The organism is Pseudomonas sp. BP8, from assembly GCF_017875955.1.
Lineage (GTDB): Bacteria > Pseudomonadota > Gammaproteobacteria > Pseudomonadales > Pseudomonadaceae > Aquipseudomonas.
Map to the genome: position 1 here is coordinate 1520919 of NZ_JAGINK010000001.1, position 15889 is coordinate 1536807.

At 63.9% G+C, this 15889-nt stretch carries 13 protein-coding genes; 7 read left to right on the top strand and 6 right to left on the bottom strand.

Going from position 1 to position 15889, the window contains the following annotated elements; genetic code table 11:
* The first annotated feature begins 120 nt into the window (after nucleotides 1–120).
* The 3 genes from J3B00_RS06625 to ampE all read left to right on the top strand — a co-directional run bounded on the left by J3B00_RS06625 (nucleotide 121) and on the right by ampE (nucleotide 3726).
* Complete coding sequence (locus J3B00_RS06625; protein ID WP_209865790.1) at nucleotides 121–2262, top strand: DUF1631 domain-containing protein; 2142 nt, start codon at nucleotides 121–123, stop codon at nucleotides 2260–2262.
* Between the two features lie 70 nt (nucleotides 2263–2332).
* The gene (gene ampD, locus J3B00_RS06630) at nucleotides 2333–2899 is read left to right on the top strand and encodes a 1,6-anhydro-N-acetylmuramyl-L-alanine amidase AmpD (RefSeq protein ID WP_209865792.1); all 567 of its coding nucleotides are present in this window, start codon (nucleotides 2333–2335) and stop codon (nucleotides 2897–2899) included.
* On the top strand, nucleotides 2896–3726 hold the full coding sequence (ampE, locus tag J3B00_RS06635) for a regulatory signaling modulator protein AmpE (protein WP_209865795.1): 831 nt from the start codon (nucleotides 2896–2898) through the stop codon (nucleotides 3724–3726). The genes ampD and ampE overlap by 4 nt, the downstream gene beginning before the upstream one ends.
* A gap of 27 nt (nucleotides 3727–3753) precedes the next feature.
* Here ampE and J3B00_RS06640 read toward each other — a convergent pair whose 3' ends face one another.
* Both J3B00_RS06640 and cra read right to left on the bottom strand, forming a co-directional pair.
* Nucleotides 3754–4530, bottom strand: a complete 777-nt coding sequence (locus tag J3B00_RS06640; protein ID WP_209865798.1) for a TatD family hydrolase — start codon at nucleotides 4528–4530, stop codon at nucleotides 3754–3756.
* A gap of 2 nt (nucleotides 4531–4532) precedes the next feature.
* Nucleotides 4533–5528: a catabolite repressor/activator gene (gene cra, locus J3B00_RS06645; protein WP_209865800.1), complete on the bottom strand. Its 996-nt coding sequence runs from the start codon at nucleotides 5526–5528 to the stop codon at nucleotides 4533–4535.
* Between the two features lie 282 nt (nucleotides 5529–5810).
* On the opposite strand from cra, the gene ptsP reads away from it, so the two are divergent.
* The 3 genes from ptsP to J3B00_RS06660 are packed head-to-tail and all read left to right on the top strand — an operon-like array spanning nucleotide 5811 to nucleotide 11343.
* Nucleotides 5811–8663: a phosphoenolpyruvate--protein phosphotransferase gene (gene ptsP, locus J3B00_RS06650; RefSeq protein ID WP_209865804.1), complete on the top strand. Its 2853-nt coding sequence runs from the start codon at nucleotides 5811–5813 to the stop codon at nucleotides 8661–8663.
* Nucleotides 8663–9607 (top strand): 1-phosphofructokinase, encoded by a 945-nt coding sequence (gene pfkB / locus J3B00_RS06655; protein WP_209865807.1) that lies wholly within the window; start codon nucleotides 8663–8665, stop codon nucleotides 9605–9607. Before ptsP ends, pfkB begins: the two co-directional genes overlap by 1 nt.
* The gene (locus J3B00_RS06660; RefSeq protein ID WP_209865810.1) at nucleotides 9607–11343 is read left to right on the top strand and encodes a PTS fructose-like transporter subunit IIB; all 1737 of its coding nucleotides are present in this window, start codon (nucleotides 9607–9609) and stop codon (nucleotides 11341–11343) included. The genes pfkB and J3B00_RS06660 overlap by 1 nt, the downstream gene beginning before the upstream one ends.
* Nucleotides 11344–11497: 154 nt before the next feature.
* On the opposite strand, the gene J3B00_RS06665 is transcribed toward J3B00_RS06660, so the two are convergent.
* Nucleotides 11498–11719, bottom strand: a complete 222-nt coding sequence (locus tag J3B00_RS06665) for a DUF3820 family protein (protein ID WP_209874636.1) — start codon at nucleotides 11717–11719, stop codon at nucleotides 11498–11500.
* A 201-nt stretch (nucleotides 11720–11920) separates the two neighbouring features.
* On the opposite strand from J3B00_RS06665, the gene J3B00_RS06670 reads away from it, so the two are divergent.
* Entirely contained in the window at nucleotides 11921–12397 is a 477-nt protein-coding gene (locus tag J3B00_RS06670) for a PA2169 family four-helix-bundle protein (protein ID WP_209865813.1), read from the top strand.
* Here the strand turns inward: J3B00_RS06670 and J3B00_RS06675 are convergent.
* The 3 genes from J3B00_RS06675 to J3B00_RS06685 form a co-directional block, all read right to left on the bottom strand.
* The gene (locus J3B00_RS06675; protein ID WP_209865817.1) at nucleotides 12394–13896 is read right to left on the bottom strand and encodes a GGDEF domain-containing protein; all 1503 of its coding nucleotides are present in this window, start codon (nucleotides 13894–13896) and stop codon (nucleotides 12394–12396) included. The genes J3B00_RS06670 and J3B00_RS06675 overlap by 4 nt on opposite strands.
* Before the next feature lie 196 nt (nucleotides 13897–14092).
* Nucleotides 14093–15418 carry an OprD family porin gene (locus J3B00_RS06680; RefSeq protein WP_209865820.1) on the bottom strand — a complete coding sequence of 442 codons (1326 nt, stop codon included), beginning with the start codon at nucleotides 15416–15418 and terminating at the stop codon, nucleotides 14093–14095.
* A 206-nt stretch (nucleotides 15419–15624) separates the two neighbouring features.
* Nucleotides 15625–15849 carry a hypothetical protein gene (locus tag J3B00_RS06685; protein WP_209865823.1) on the bottom strand — a complete coding sequence of 75 codons (225 nt, stop codon included), beginning with the start codon at nucleotides 15847–15849 and terminating at the stop codon, nucleotides 15625–15627.
* Nucleotides 15850–15889: the final 40 nt, after the last annotated feature.

The window sequence follows — 15889 nt, forward strand, 5'->3', positions numbered from 1 at the left end:
AAATCGCGGTCTTTTCACCAGGCCTGTGAACAGCGGGCTGGTAGCTGTCAGATTTTTTGCCGATAATGCGTCCAGTATTTGACGTCATGGCTTTGACGATTTTCCTGCAAGGAGTTGGGAATGGGTAAAGAAGGCAAGGTGGTGCCCTTGGCGGCTGCCATCGACAGAAGTGCGCGCGCGCACTTGCCAAGCCTTCCGATCCTGCTCCTGCAGGTACGAGACAAGGCGGGGCTGCAGCTGCGCCAAGGCTTGCAGGCACTCTTCGACAATGCCGACGACGGGCTGTTCGAGATGGCCGATCGGGCTGTCGAACGGGTCGATCAAAGTCTCTATTTCGAGGCCATGCGTGACCTGCGGCTCAAGCGCAAGAGCATCGAACGAAGCTTTATTGATACCTTCCATGCCGCCTTTGCCCGGCTTGGTCAGGCTGAATTGTTGCCCTGCCCTGCGTTTGGTCAGGCAGCGCAAGGCGAACGCGCCGCAGTGCTCAACGCCATGCTCGCGCGGGTGCAGTCCCGCGATGGCTTCGCCCTCGATCAATTGGGCTTGCGTTTCCAGGCGTTGCTGGGGCAGGAGCTGGAGCTGCGGCGCAACCCGCTCGGCCCGGAACGCCTGTGCGGATACTTCCTCGACGCCGGTCGCAGCCTGGGCGTGGGGCCGCGGGTCAAGCTGATCCTGCTCAAGCTGTTCGAGCGCTATGTACTGCGTGACCTCGACCTGCTGTATGGCGAGGCCAACCAGTTGCTTGCCGCTGCGGGTGTGTTGCCAGCCCTCAAGCCCGCGCCTAGGCGCCGGGCCGATGATCGACGGCTGGCAGAGCGACGCGCTCCAGAGCGCCGTGCGACTGCCAATGAGCCGGACGCAGACCATGCCGCGCACGCTTTCTTCACCACCCTGCAGGCGCTGTTGGCCCCCGCCCGAGGGCGATTTTCCCCGCGTTTGCACAGCGTCGCGGTTGCCCAGCCCATCAGTACCGCTGACCTGCTGCGGCTGCTCTCGCACCTGCAGAACTACGTGCCGGCTACCGATGAGCCGGACGATTTTCACCTGGGCCAGCAACTGCAGCAGCTGCTCCGGCGCGTGAGCGTACGCAGTGGTACTCACCGGCACATCAGTGACGCCGACGAAGACCTGATCAACTTGCTCGGCCTGGTGTTCGACTTCATCCAGGCCGATGGCAACCTGTCGAAGAATCTGCGCGCGTTGCTCGGCCGATTGCACATCCCGATGCTCAAGGTGGCCTTGCTCGACAAAAGCCTGCTCAGCCGCGCCAACCACCCGGCACGGCGTCTGCTCAACGAGATCGGCGCTGCTGCGATCGGCTGGCAGGATGATGACCACGGCCCGCGCGACAGTCTGCAACTGCGCGTCGAGCGGATCGTGCAGCGCCTGCTGAATGACTTTACCGATGATCCGCAGCTGTTCGCCGAGCTGCTTGCAGAGTTTCAGGCGTTCAATCAGGAGGAGCGGCGGCGCAACGATCTGCTTGAGCAGCGCACCCGCGATGCCGAGGAGGGCCGCGCCCGCACCTTGGAGGCTCGCCAGCAGGTACAGCAGGCGCTCAATCAGCGTTTGCGCGGGCGGGTCTTGCCTGAGGCGGTGGTGCAGATGCTGGTGCAGTCCTGGAGCCAGGTGCTGTTGCTGGCCTGGCTCAAGCAGGGTGAAGGCTCGGTGGCGTGGTCCGACGGCCTGGCGACCATGGATGCACTGTTGGCCAGCATTGTCCCGCCCTGCGGGGCGCAGGCCTGCCAGCACCTGTTGGAGCAGGTACCAGGGTTGCTCAAGGCGTTGCGTGATGGCCTGGCCAGCATCGCCCTCGAGTCTGCTGCTACCCGCGAGTTTTTCCTCCAGCTTGAGCAACTGCACCTGCGCGCCTGCGCGGCCGGCAATGATCAGCAGGCGCCTCCTCGCGAGGTGCTGGTGGCCGACGAGATCGTGCTCACCATTGCCGATGAGTCCGCCTGCCCCGGATTGCTCGACGAGCAGTCTGTGCTGGCGCAACCGGTCCAGCGCCTGCGGCTCGGCAGCTGGCTCGAAGTAACCGGTGCGCAGGTGCGGCTGCGTTGCAAGCTGGTGGCGCGCATTGATGGCAGCGACCGCCTGGTATTCGCCAACCGCGGCGGGATCAAGGTGCGCGAGTGGAGCAGTGCCGGCCTGGCCCAGGCGTTGCGCCGCGGTGAGGTGCGCCTGCTCGATGATCGCCTGCTGTTCGAGCGGGCGCTGGATTCGGTGCTGGAGCGCCTGCGCAACCAGGCACAATGATTTACATGCAACCCACAAGGCCAAGGGGCATACTGATCTCCCGTCCCTGGTGATACTCAGGATCTGCTCGATGCAATTGGACCGTGCGACAGGCTGGTTTTCCGGCGTTACCCACTGCCCCTCGCCAAACTTCAACAGCCGCCCTGAGGGCGAGGCTATCTGCCTGCTGGTGATCCACAATATCAGCCTGCCCCCCGCCTGTTTCGGGACCGGCAAGGTTCAGCAGTTTTTTCAGAATCAGCTCGACCCTGCCGAGCACCCGTATTTTCAGGACATCTGCCACCTGACCGTCTCGGCCCACCTGTTCGTCGAGCGCGACGGCGCCGTGACCCAGTTCGTGTCGTTGCTCGATCGCGCCTGGCATGCCGGGGTTTCGCGCTTCGAGGGTCGTGAGGGCTGTAACGACTTCTCCATTGGTATCGAACTGGAGGGCACCGATGACCAGCCCTACAGCGATGCGCAATACGCCACGCTGGCGCGGCTCACCCAAGAGATCCGCGGCGCTTGGCCAGTGATCGATGCGCAGCGCATCCGTGGTCACGACCATATCGCCCCAGGGCGCAAGACCGATCCGGGCCCTGCGTTCGATTGGAATCGCTACCGCGCCGATCTGCAGGATAACGAGGTACAGGCATGAGTTTTCTGGTGTTGGTACTGGTGCTTTGGGTCGAGAAGTTCTCGGCGTTGCGCCAGCGGTTGCAGCGTGACGGTTTCTTTATTGCCGAGCTAGTGCGCCTGGAGCGTAGCGGCAAGGCCCATCCGTGGTGGAGCCTGGCCATTCTGGTGCTGGCGCCGGTTGCCGTGCTGGTGCTGTTGCTGCATGTATTGGAGCCGGTCGCCTATGGCCTGCTGGCGCTGCCGATCCACTTGCTGGTGCTGATCTACAGCCTGGGTCGCGGCGATGCCAAAGCCGCGCTCGGGCCGTTTCGCGATGCCTGGCGCCGTGGCGATGAACAGGCCGCCGTGCATGTTGCCGAGCGGGACCTGGGGTTGGCCGCCGATGATGCGCAAAGTCTGCTGATCCGGGTTCAGGGGTATCTGTTGTGGCAGGCCTACCAGAGCTTCTTCGCGGTGATCTTCTGGTACTTCCTGCTGGGCCCCGCTGCGGCCCTGGCCTATCGCCTGTTGGCCCTGTGTGGCGAGCACAGCGGCCAGCCGCTACTGAAAGAGAAGGCCGAGCAATTGCGCCATGTCATGGACTGGCTGCCGGTACGGGTGTTGACCTTGAGTTTCGCCCTGGTCGGCAACTTTGTCGCGGTCATGCGGGTGATGCTGCATGAGTTGCTCAACGTTCGCATCAGCGCTGGGCACCTGGTGGCGCGGGTCGGGCGAGTGGCAGATGACATTACCGAGGGTGAAGACCCCCAGCGCGGCCTGGCGCGGCTCGATAGCCTGTGGGAGCTGCTGCTGAGGTCGGCCGTGCTGTGGTATGCGGGGTTTGCCTTGTGGACGGTGCTGGTCTGATCAGGCCTGTGGCCGTTAGCCAGGGTGTCACCAGCCAAAGAGCTCACAGGCGTTGCGGCTGCTGATTTCAGCCAACGCCACTGCCTCGATGCCGATCAACTCAGCCAGCGCCACGGCAATCTCCGGCAAGTGCTCCGGGCTGTTGCGCAGCCCGGCATACATTGCCGGGGCCATGTCCGGTGAGTCGGTCTCCAGCACTACGCTCTCCAGCGGCAAACGGGCAACTGTCTTGCGTAGACGCAACGCCTGCGGCCAGGTCGCCGCGCCGCCCAGTCCGAGCTTGAAACCGAGCTTGAGGTATTCCCGGGCCTCCTCGAAACTGCCGGCGAACGCATGGATGATGCCTGCCCGTGCAGGCTTGAAGCGCTTGAGCGTGGCGATCACCTGGGCATGGCTGCGACGCACGTGCAGCAGGGACGGCAAATCGAAGTCGCAGGCCATTTGCAACTGCGCCTCGAACAGCGCCTGCTGGCGCTGCGGGTCGAGTTCAGGCAAGTAGTAATCCAGGCCGTACTCGCCAACCGCACACAGCCGCGGATCACCCTGCAAGCGTTCGAGCCAGCCGCGCAGCTCAAGCAGGTGCTCTGGCCGATGCTGCTCCAGGTACACCGGATGCAAGCCCAGCGCGGCGTGCACGCGTTGCTCGGCACAGGCCAGATCCCACACCCGTTGGAGGTTCTCGGCATGCACCCCCAGCACCACCACACGCTCCACTCCCCGCGCCGTCGCGCGGTCCAGCAGGCGCTGGCGGTCGGCGTCGAACTCGGGAAAGTCCAGGTGGGTGTGGGTGTCGATCAGGCGCATGCTCAGGCCGGCTGGATACGTTGCTTGAAGGTACGCGCCACGGCATGCACGCCTGGCTCGTAGCGTTTGTCTTCGATGGCCGCCAGGGCCAGCTCCAGCGCGGTGGCGGCAATCAGCCCATGTTGCTGGGCCATGGCGTTGACCGGCAACGGCAGGAAGTCCAGCAGTTGGTTGTCGCCAAAGGTTCCCAGCTGCAACTGGCGCGAATCGGCAGGACGCGCCTGCAGCGTGTCGAACACCCCTTGCAGAAGCACATAAGAGGTAGTGACCAAGGCATCGGGCAGGCCGCCCAGATCGCTGATCAGCTGCTGCATCAAGCGCTGGCCGCACTCGCGGCTGAACGCCTCGCCCTGGTAACGCCGGACATCGCCGGCATAGCCTTGCAAGGCTTGCTCGAAACCGCCCGCACGGGCCTGGCTGACCGACAGCTCAGGGCGCGCGCCGATCAGGGCGATGCTGCGCGGACGCATGCTCAACAGGCTCTTGGCCAATTGCTGGCTGGCGTTGCGGTCGTCGCTGATCACCGAGCAGAAGTGCTCTGGGTCCAGCCGACGGTCGATGGCGATCACCGGCAGGCCTTTGTCCTGCAATTGGCGATAGCTGTCGTCTTCCGGCGGCAGGCAACTGGCCACAAACAACGCATCGCAGCGCCGGGCACGGAACAACTGCTGCAACTGCCGCTCGATGTCGGGGCGATCATCGCTGCTGGCGATCAGCAGCTGGTAACCCCGGGCGCGCGCGCCTTGTTCGAGCTGCTTGGCAATGCGCGCATAGCTGGGGTTCTCCAGGTCCGGAAGGATGAAGCCCAGCGTGCGCGTGTGCCGGCTGCGCAGGCCTGCAGCCTGCGGGTTGGGCGTGAAGCCATGGGCTTCGACCACAGCACGCACACGCTCGACTGTGCTGTTGCTGATGCGTTGCTGTTCGGCCTTGCCATTGATGACGTAGCTGGCGGTGGTGACTGACACACCGGCCAGACGGGCAATATCGCTGAGTTTCACCGAATTTTCCTTGTTATTTCCGGGACTGGCCGCGGGCTTGATCGGTTAGTTTCACCCATGTTCAAGGCCGCGCGCAGACGACCATTGTCGCAATTGTCCGACAGGATGGGGCTGTTTCGACGGCAGATTATCGAGTAACGTGGCCGCCTGGTCAGATTAATCGTTTCAGCTAGCTAATTTACTGCCGTGTTGCCGCCAGCGTCTGGCCATTGAACTGGTGGTTTCCGTGAATTTCACAACAATACCTCAGTACCTCATCGCGTACTGCAAAAGGAGAAGGTCATGCTAGAGCTCGCCATTGAGCAGATAGCCATGGGCCAGACGGCTGCCGACAAAGGCGAGGCATTGCGCCTGCTGGCGGGCTGTCTGGTAGCCGACGGCCTGGTTGCCGAAGGCTATCTGGAGGGACTGCAAGCCCGCGAGGCGCAAGGATCGACCTTCCTTGGTCAAGGTATCGCCATCCCCCATGGCACGCCGCAGACCCGCGACCAGGTGTTCGCCACCGGTGTGCGCCTGATGCAGTTTCCCGAGGGGGTCGACTGGGGCGATGGGCAGATGGTGTACCTGGCCATCGCCATTGCCGCCCGCTCTGATGAACACCTGCGCCTGCTGCAATTGCTGACCCGCGCCCTGGGCGAGACCGACCTTGCCCAGGCCTTGCGCCGCGCCAGCTCCGCCGAGGCCTTGCTCAAGCTGCTGCAGGGCGCGCCACAGGCGCTGGCGCTGGATGCGCAACTGGTCGGGCTCAACTTGCCGGCAGAAGACTTTGACGAGTTGGCCTGGCGCGGTGCCCGACTGTTGCAACGTGCCGGTTGCGTCGACAGCGGCTTCGCCGCGGTATTGCAACAGGCCGAGCCGCTGCCGTTGGGCGAGGGCTTGTGGTGGCTGCACAGCGAGCGCCAGGTGCGCCAACCGGGCTTGGCTTTCATGACGCCACAGCAACCGCTGCGCTATCGTGACCAACCGCTCAACGGCCTGTTCTGCCTGGCCAGCTTGGGCGCGGCCCACCAGGTCCTGCTCGAGCGCCTGTGCGAAGTACTGATCGAAGGCCGCGGGCAGATGCTCTACCAGGCGACCAGCAGCCGCACCGTGCTGGAAGTGCTGGGCGGGGAAGTGCCCGCCGATTGGCCCAGCGCGCGCATCGTGCTGGCCAACCCGCATGGTTTGCATGCGCGCCCGGCCAAGGTGCTGGCGCAGTTGGCCAAAGGCTTCGAGGGTGAGATCCGCATTCGCCTGCTCGACAGCGTCCAGCCGGCGGTGTCGGTCAAAAGCCTGAGCAAGCTGCTCGGCCTCGGCGCGCGGCGTGGGCAGACCCTGGAGCTGATCGCTGAACCGAGCATCGCGGCCGATGCCTTGCCGGTACTGCTGGCGGCCATCGAGCAAGGCCTGGGCGAAGAGGTCGAGCCGTTGCCGGAAGCTGAGCAGGCTGTCGTCCAGGAGGCCCCGCTGGCAGTCGTTGCGCCGCTGCCGGGTAGCCTGATTCAGGGCGTTGCGGCGGCGCCGGGGATCGCCAGTGGCCCGGCCCACGTGTGTGTCGAGCGTGAGATCGACTACCCCTTGCGCGGTGAGTCGCCGGCCCAGGAGCGGAGCAAGCTGCGGTCCGCGCTGGAGGCGGTCAATAACGAGTTGCACATCTTGGTCCAGCGCAGTGCCAAGGCCATCGGCGAAATTTTCATCACCCACCAGGAGATGCTCGCTGACCCGGCCCTGACCGATGATGTTGAACAGCGCCTGGCCCAGGGAGAAAGCGCGGCGGCGGCCTGGATGGCGGTGATCGAGGCCGCCGCGCGTCAGCAGGAGGCCCTGCACGACGCGCTGCTCGCCGAGCGCGCCGCGGACCTGCGCGACATTGGTCGGCGTGTGCTGGCCCAGCTGTGTGGCGTACAAGACACCCCCGAGCCTGCCGAGCCCTACGTGCTGGTGATGGCCGAAGTCGGCCCCTCCGACGTGGCCCGGCTGGACCCTGCACGGGTCGCCGGCATCGTTACCGCGCATGGCGGCGCTACTGCCCACAGTGCCATCGTCGCCCGTGCCTTGGGCATCCCGGCGGTGGTCGGCGCCGGCGCGGCGATCCTCATGCTTGAAGCCGGTACGCCGTTGTTGCTCGATGGCCAGCGCGGTCGTGTCAGCGTTGCACCGCCGGCCGACGAGTTGCAACGTGCCCTGGCCGAACGCGACGCGCGCGAGCAGCGCCTGCAGGCTGCCTGGGCCCAGCGCCATGAGCCGGCAGTGACCGGCGATGGCCATGCCGTCGAAGTGTTCGCCAACATCGGCGACAGCAGCGGCATCGACAAGGTGGTCGAGCAGGGCGCCGAAGGCATCGGCCTGCTGCGCACCGAACTGATTTTCATGGGCCATACGCAAGCGCCCGATGTCGCCACCCAAGAGGCTGAGTACCGCCGTGTGCTCGATGGTCTTGGCGGCCGGCCGTTGGTGGTGCGCACCCTGGACGTCGGTGGCGACAAACCCTTGCCGTACTGGCCGATCGCCGCCGAAGACAATCCCTTCCTCGGCGTGCGCGGCATTCGCCTGACCCTGCAACGGCCACAGCTCATGGAAGACCAGTTGCGTGCGCTGCTGCGCTCGGCCGATGGCCGCCCGCTGCGGATCATGTTCCCCATGGTCGGGCAGGTTCACGAGTGGCGTGAAGCAAAGGCCATGGTCGAGCGCCTGCGCGCAGAAATCCCCGTTGATGACCTGCAGCTGGGAATCATGGTCGAGGTGCCTTCGGCGGCCTTGCTGGCGCCACAGCTGGCCCGCGAGGTGGACTTCTTCAGCATCGGCACCAATGACCTGACCCAGTACACCTTGGCGATCGACCGCGGCCACCCGAGCCTCTCGGCCCAGGCCGACGGCCTCCATCCGGCCGTACTGCGCCTGATCGACATGACCGTGCGCGCCGCCCATGCCGAGGGCAAGTGGGTCGGCGTCTGTGGCGAGTTGGCCGCTGACCCGCAGGCGGTGGCCGTGCTGCTCGGCCTGGAGGTCGACGAGCTGAGTGTTGCCGCGCGCAGCGTGGCCGAAGTCAAGGCACTGGTTCGCCAGGCCGAATATCGTACGGCTCGCGCCCTGGCGTGCGAAGCCCTGCAACAGGACAGCGCCGCCGCAGTGCGGGCGCTGGTGGAGCGTTACTGATGGCCAAGATTCTCACCCTGACCCTCAACCCGGCGCTGGACATTACCGTCAGCCTCGACAGGCTGCGCCCGGGGCATGTCAACCGCAGTCAGGCCCAGCATAGCCACGCCGCCGGCAAGGGCCTCAACGTCGCCCAGGTGCTGGCTGACCTTGGCCACAGCGTCACCGTCGCGGGCTTTCTTGGGCGCGACAACCTGCAGCCGTTCGAGGCGCTGATCGAGTGGCGCGGTTTCACCGACTGCTTTGTGCGGGTGCCGGGCGAAACCCGCAGCAACATCAAGCTGGTCGAGGCCGATGGCCAGGTGACCGATATCAACGGCAAGGGTCCGCAGGTCGACGAGGCCGCGCGCATCGCCCTGATGCGCGACCTGGAGCAGGTCGCCGCGGGCCATGATGCGGTGGTCGTGGCCGGCAGCCTGCCGCGCGGGATCGACCCCGAATGGTTCTGCCAGTTGCTCCTGCAACTGAAGGGCCAAGGCTTGAAAGTGGTACTGGACAGCAGTGGTGAAGCACTGCGCGCCGGTCTGCAAGCAGCGCCCTGGCTGGTCAAGCCGAACACTGAAGAGCTCGGCGAAGCGCTCGGTCTTGCCGTGCACACCGCAGCTGAGCAGCAGGCCGCCGCCGAGCGCCTGCTGGCCAGCGGTGTCGAGCACGTGGTGGTATCCCAGGGCGAGCAGGGCGTGAGCTGGTTCAGCCCGGGCCGGCGGTTGCACGCGCAGCCGCCCAAGGTCAGCGTGGCGAGTACTGTCGGCGCTGGCGACTCGCTGGTGGCCGGCATGCTCCACGGCCTGCTGCTGGGCGAAGACGCTGGATTGACCCTGCGCCGCGCCACGGCTATTGCAGCTCAGGCAGTGACGCAGGTCGGCTTTGGCATTCGCGATCGCGATCATCTGGCGCGCCTTGAGGCCGCCGTGCAGCTGACAGAACAACAAGAGGGTTGCTGATGAACATTGCCATCGTTACTGCCTGCCCGAATGGCCAAGTGTCGAGTGTGCTCAGTGCACGCCTGTTGGCGGCTGCCGCGCAGCGGCGGGGTTGGAGCACCAGCGTCGAAGTACAGGATGCCGAGCATCCAGAACGACGCCTGAGCGCGGCGCAGATCGCCGAAGCCGACTGGGTGCTGGTGATCAGCACCGGGCCGGTCGAACTGTCGCGGTTTGTCGGCAAGCGCCTGTTCCAGAGCACACCGGCCCAGGCCCTGGCAGACCGAGAAGGCTTCCTCGACGAGGCGGCAGCGAATGCCCAGCTGCACGTCGCCAGCACTGCGGCCGAGACCCCGGCTACGCTCGGCGTGCCGCGTTTGGTTGCGGTCACGGCCTGCCCGACCGGCGTCGCGCACACCTTCATGGCCGCCGAAGCCCTGCAACAGGCTGCGCAGCAGCTGGGCTACGAATTGATCGTGGAAACCCAGGGCTCGGTCGGCGCGCGCAATCCGTTGTCGGCAGCGGCGATCGCCGAGGCTGACGTGGTGCTGCTGGCGGCCGACATTGAAGTGCCGACCGCGCGCTTCGCCGGCAAGCGTATCTACCGCTGCGGCACCAGCATCGCCCTCAAGCAGGCCAAGGCCACCCTCGACAAGGCCCTGCTCGAAGGCAAGCTGGAGAGCGCGGCCGAGGCCACTGGCGAAGCGTCGAATACAGGCGAGAAGGCCGGCGTCTACAAACACCTGCTGACCGGCGTTTCGTTCATGTTGCCGATGGTGGTGGCGGGCGGCCTGCTGATCGCGTTGTCCTATGTGTTTGGCATCAATGCCCACGAAGTGCCCGGCACCCTGGCGGCAGCGCTGATGCAGATTGGTGACGGTGCCGCGTTCAAATTGATGGTGCCGCTGCTGGCGGGCTATATCGCCTGGTCGATCGCTGATCGTCCCGGGCTGGCCCCGGGCATGATTGGCGGGATGCTCGCGACCACCCTTGGCGCGGGTTTCATTGGCGGCATCGTCGCAGGCTTTCTCGCCGGCTACAGCGCCAAGGCCATCAGCCGCTGGGTAAATTTGCCGAGCAGCCTCGATGCGCTCAAGCCGATCCTGATCATTCCGCTGCTGGCCAGCCTGTTTACCGGCCTGGTGATGATCTACGTGGTCGGCCAGCCCGTGGCGGCCATGCTCGCCGGCTTGACCCAGTTTCTCGACAGCATGGGCACCACCAATGCCATCCTGCTCGGGCTGCTGCTTGGCGGCATGATGTGCGTTGACCTGGGTGGGCCGATCAACAAGGCCGCCTATGCCTTCTCGGTGGGCCTGCTGTCGACCCACAGTTATGCACCGATGGCGGCGACCATGGCGGCGGGCATGGTGCCGCCGATTGGCCTGGGCATCGCTACCTTCATTGCCCGCAGCAAGTTCGCTCAGAGTGAGCGCGAGGCTGGCAAGGCGGCGCTGGCGCTGGGCTTGTGCTTCATCTCCGAGGGGGCAATTCCGTTTGCGGCCAAGGACCCGCTGCGGGTGATTCCGGCGAGTATTGCCGGTGGCGCGCTGACCGGTGCGTTGTCGATGTACTTTGGCTGCAAGCTGATGGCGCCGCATGGCGGGCTGTTTGTGCTGCTGATCCCGAATGCCATCAACCATGCCTTGCTGTACTTGCTGGCGATTGTTGCCGGGAGCCTGGTGACGGCGCTGGTGTATGCGCTGATCAAGCGCCCGGAGCAGGTCGAGCTGGCGGTTGCGCCCGCCAAAGCCTGAGGCAGTTGCTATACCGGCCTCTTCGCGGGGCAAGCCCGCTCCTACAGGATTGTGGCGTGCTGCAAATCCTGTAGGAGCGGGCTTGCCCCGCGAAACCGGCGAAGCCGGTGCCATACACCACGATAGCCGGCGCAGTCGACTGATCTATACGCATCTAGCGCCGCTGCTTGTGCCGCAACGGCACCAGCAACTCCCCCAACCCGTTGTGATCGATCTCGTGCATCAATGCCAGCAACGCCCCCAGCTCCCCTGGCGGAAAGCCCTTGCGGGCAAACCAGCCCAGGTAGTCGCCGGGCAGGTCGGCGATCAGCCGGCCCTGGTATTTGCCGAAGGGCATGGTCCGCGTGACCAGCAGTTGCAGCGATTCGGGATTCATCGTCATGCCCGTCTGAAGGGAAAGCCGCGACCATACTGCAAACTGCACGAGCGCCCAAGCGGCGATCATGCAGAACGCCGGTTAGGCCTCTGTCTCGCATAAACTCAACTCATTGATTTTATTAGTTTTATTTTTTATCGGCGGCTTGGCACGAAGGCTGCTCTATTCATTAGGACTATCATCTGCCAAGGAGTTTGAGCCATGAGTAATCCAAACAAAGACGTGATTGACGTTCTCAACGACCTCATCGAATTCAGCAAGGATGGCGAGAAAGGCTTCAAAGAGTCTGCCGGTGATGTGAAAAACCCAGAGCTGAAGGCGTTCTTCGCCCAACGTGGCACTGAGTGCTCCAGCGCCGCCGCCGAGCTGCAAGGCGAAGTGCGTCGTCTGGGTGGCGATCCAGAAACCTCTACCAGCCTCAGCGGCGACCTGCACCGTGGCTGGGTCAACCTCAAGTCGCTGGTCACCGGCAAGGACGAGGAGGCGGTGCTCAACGAAGTTGAGCGTGGCGAAGACCATGCCCTCAAAGCCTACAAGGACGCTCGTGAGAAGCTGGTCAAGCTGGGTCGTAGCGTGAGTGATCCGACCTACACCTTGGTTGAAAAGCAGCTGCAAGGCGTTCAGCGTAATCACGACCAGGTAAAAGCCCTGCGTGACGCCGCACGCGCACGCTCTTAAGCGAGCGGCCCCTCTATCCGGTTACGGCCTTCGGCCTTGGCCCGATAGAGGGCTTCATCCGCCTCACCCAGCAGTCCGGTCAGGTCTTGCTGGGTGCCGGGCATGTACAGGCCGATACCGATACTGACTGTCACCGGTTGCGTATCCGCACCGAATGGCGCCAGCGCCGCCACATCCGCCCTGATCCGTTCTGCAAGCATCAAGGCGCCGGGCAATTCTGTCTCCGGCAGCACCACCTGAAATTCCTCTCCCCCGTAGCGCGCTGCCAGGTCCGACGGCCGGCGGATACAGCGCTCGATGGTCTTTGCTACTTCGCGCAGGGCATGATCGCCACCGGCATGGCCATGGCGCTGATTGAATGCCTTGAAGTAGTCGACATCCACCATGAGCACCGCCAATGGCCTGCGATTGCGCTGGGCGCGTGCCCATTCCTGGCGCAGCACCTGGTCGAGTCGGCGCCGGTTGGCCAGGCCGGTCAGGCTATCGGTCGCGGCCAGGGTCGCCAAGCCTTGCTCGGCATCGTGCCGACGGCGCAGCTCGCGGCCAAGCAGCAGCGTCAGCCAGAGGATACCGATGCACAGTACGCCGGTGGCCAAGCTGACCACGATCGCCGTGCGCCGCCACGACTCGAACACCTCATCGCTGCCATGCACGACCAGTACGATCAGCGGCAGGTCGGCAACCCGCGAGAAGGTGAACATGCGTTGTTCGTCCGAGACGCCTGACTTGGCAGTGAAATTACCGCTGTGCTCGCTGAGGATGCGCTGGAAGTTCACTCGTTTGCTGTAGTCGGAACCGATCAACGGGTCATCGGCACGCGAGGGCTGGCGGGCCAGCAGTTGCCCTTGGGTATTGAACAGATTGATGCTGCTGTCCTTGCCGATGTCCAGGCGTTGGAACAGCTCGCTGAAGTAGCTCAGGCGCAACGCCCCGGCAGCCAGGCCGGCAAACGCGCCTTGCGCATCGTTGATCCGCCGGCTGAAGCTGATCGACCATTCCATGTCACCGAATTGGGCCCTGAACGGCGGACCGATCAGCAGGCCCAGGTCGGGGTTGTGCATGTGCGCCTTGAACACCCCGGTTTCGCCGAAGTTGGCCTGGCGCGGCACGCTGTTGGCCGAGTCACCGACCACGTTGCCCTGGCGGTCGAGCCAAAGTACATCGCCCTTGCGCCGATCGACGAAGGCTTCATTGAACAGCAGGCGCTGGCGCAGCTGGCTGGGCACTTCTGGCAGTTCCTTGCGCCCGACCGCCCAGATCAGCCCTTGCAGCGACTGATCGTAGAGTTCGACGTTGCGCAGGATATCGCTCTCGATCAGCTGGACGATGTTGCTCGACGAGCGAATGGCCGACTGCTCGACGCTGTCACGCTCGCGGGCCAGCAGGTAGCTGACGATAGCGAGGATGGCGAGCACGGCGAAACAACTGCCCAGGTTGAGGAACAGTTCAGGGTGTGACTTGTACAGGGCGTAACGCGGTGCTCGATTGGGTAACGTCATGCTCGCAACTGCATAAGTCCCTCCATGTCCCTGAGGGTAGGGCGGATTCGCGGCGGCGGTAGTGTAGGGAAGCGGGTATTGTCGGACAAGATTTAATCAGGTTGTCCGACGGAATGAGCTGATGGTGCAGCGCTTGGCGCAGACATTCAAGAATGCTGGGGCCGCGCAGCGGCCCCAGTGGCGCTAGGGCAATCGGTCAGAACACGTTCAGTGGATAATCCACGATCACCCGCAGTTCATCGTTGTCCTGCCCCGAGCCATAGGCCTGGTTGGCGCGGTGGCTGGCGTAGCGCAGCAGTACCGACAGGTCTTTGAGCTGACCTTGCTGGAACACGTACTTCACATCCAGGTCACGTTCCCAGTGGGTTGCGTGCTTGCCTTGCGGGTTGTAGTAGTCGTAGTAGGTGGTGTTCTGGTCGGCCTTGGTCAGGTCGGCCTCACCGCGCGAGTACGACAGCGACGAGCTCAGGCCCGGCACACCGACACCGGCGAAGTCATAGCCATACTGCAGCTTCCACGACCGCTCGTTGGGGGCGTTGAAGTCCGAGTACATCCGCGAGTTGTCCAGGTAAATGCTGTCACCCAGGTTGATGTAGTCGAACGGCGTGTCGCCATTCACCCGCTGGTAAGCGGCGGTGATGCTGTGATAACCGGCATTGACCGTGAAGTGCAGGCTGAAGGTGTTGTTGTCGATGCTGCCGAGCAGCGCCTGGCCGGTGTCCTGAGTGTGGTAGAAGTGCACGCCCGGATTCAGGCTGACCAGGTCGTTGACCACGTAGGTGTAGTCAAAGTCGGCGTAGTACTGATTCCAGATGTCCTTCAGCTCGGCGGCATACAGGTTGCTGGTGATGTTCTCGCTGCCGCTCCACGACGCGCCCGCCCAGCTCAGGTGGTCGCTGTCGCGATTGTCTTGCAGCGCGCCATAGTAGGTATCGATGCGCCGATGACCGCTCTGGTTGTACGGCTTGGTGAAGCTCACCTGGCCGCCCTCGAGCAGCAGGCCGTCCACGCTGGTGTTGGTCAGGCTGACGCCGCGGAAGGTCTGCGGCAACATGCGCGTCTCACCACCGGCGATCACCGGGTTGGTCAGAAACAGGTCGCCGGCCTTGAGTTCGGTGTCGAACGCCTTGAGCTTGATCGCTGCCCCCGCAGTGGAGAACGAGTGCGGCGCAGCGCCCAGCTCGCCATCATCCTTGACGTGTTCAGGCAGGATGCTGGTGCCGGCATAACCGCCACCGCCGTCGAGCTTGAGGCCGAGCATGGCGTGGGCGTCGAGGCCGAAACCTAGTGTGCCGGGGGTGTAACCGGACTCGAAGCGGGCGAGGAAGCCCTGGCCCCACTCGCGGTTGTCACGTACGCCGGTATTGAGGTTGTTGCGGTTGAAGTAGGCATTGCGGAAATGCAGGTTCAGCGACGAGCCTTCAACAAAGCCTTCAGCCTTGGCTTCATCGGCGTGTGCGCTGAGTGGCATCGTTGCGGCGAATGCAATGAAAAGCGGGGAGAAACGAAAAGCGGAAGTCACCGGTAAGAGCTCCTTTATCTGACGGTGGTGCAGTTTTTATTGTCGGAATTGCAAATCTTTTTAGAGGGATTCGTAACAGTCAGGCTGAACCTTTCGACACATAAAAAAAAGCCGCTGATCGGCAGCGGCTTTTAGAGGCTAACATATTGGCAGGGGATGCGCCCATGCCATGTCCCAAGGCGAAGTAAACCTCGGGATAACGCCGATCAGCTATCGGCACTGTCGTCTTTGACGACCTTTGCAGCGGTCTGCTGTGCGTCTTTTGCGGATTCTGCCTGCTGTGCGGCATAGCCTTCACGTGCATCTTGGTGAACAGCGGCAAGTGCTGCGTTTCGAGCGACAAAGGCCGGCGATTCTTCAGCCATGGCCAGGGGCGACAACAACAGGGAAGACAGAACGAATACGCTGGCAACACCCATACTGTTGGACATTTGCAACAACCTTCTTGCGGGGCAAGTGTTAGTGGAGACA

What these genes read in the sequence shown, in the direction of transcription:
- J3B00_RS06625 (WP_209865790.1), top strand. Translation starts at nt 121, where the DNA reads ATGGGTAAAGAAGGCAAGGTGGTGCCCTTGGCGGCTGCCATCGACAGA.
- ampD (WP_209865792.1), top strand. Translation starts at nt 2,333, where the DNA reads ATGCAATTGGACCGTGCGACAGGCTGGTTTTCCGGCGTTACCCACTGC.
- ampE (WP_209865795.1), top strand. Translation starts at nt 2,896, where the DNA reads ATGAGTTTTCTGGTGTTGGTACTGGTGCTTTGGGTCGAGAAGTTCTCG.
- J3B00_RS06640 (WP_209865798.1), bottom strand. Translation starts at nt 4,530, where the DNA reads ATGCGCCTGATCGACACCCACACCCACCTGGACTTTCCCGAGTTCGAC.
- ptsP (WP_209865804.1), top strand. Translation starts at nt 5,811, where the DNA reads ATGCTAGAGCTCGCCATTGAGCAGATAGCCATGGGCCAGACGGCTGCC.
- pfkB (WP_209865807.1), top strand. Translation starts at nt 8,663, where the DNA reads ATGGCCAAGATTCTCACCCTGACCCTCAACCCGGCGCTGGACATTACC.
- J3B00_RS06660 (WP_209865810.1), top strand. Translation starts at nt 9,607, where the DNA reads ATGAACATTGCCATCGTTACTGCCTGCCCGAATGGCCAAGTGTCGAGT.
- J3B00_RS06665 (WP_209874636.1), bottom strand. Translation starts at nt 11,719, where the DNA reads ATGAATCCCGAATCGCTGCAACTGCTGGTCACGCGGACCATGCCCTTC.
- J3B00_RS06670 (WP_209865813.1), top strand. Translation starts at nt 11,921, where the DNA reads ATGAGTAATCCAAACAAAGACGTGATTGACGTTCTCAACGACCTCATC.
- J3B00_RS06675 (WP_209865817.1), bottom strand. Translation starts at nt 13,896, where the DNA reads ATGACGTTACCCAATCGAGCACCGCGTTACGCCCTGTACAAGTCACAC.
- J3B00_RS06685 (WP_209865823.1), bottom strand. Translation starts at nt 15,849, where the DNA reads ATGTCCAACAGTATGGGTGTTGCCAGCGTATTCGTTCTGTCTTCCCTG.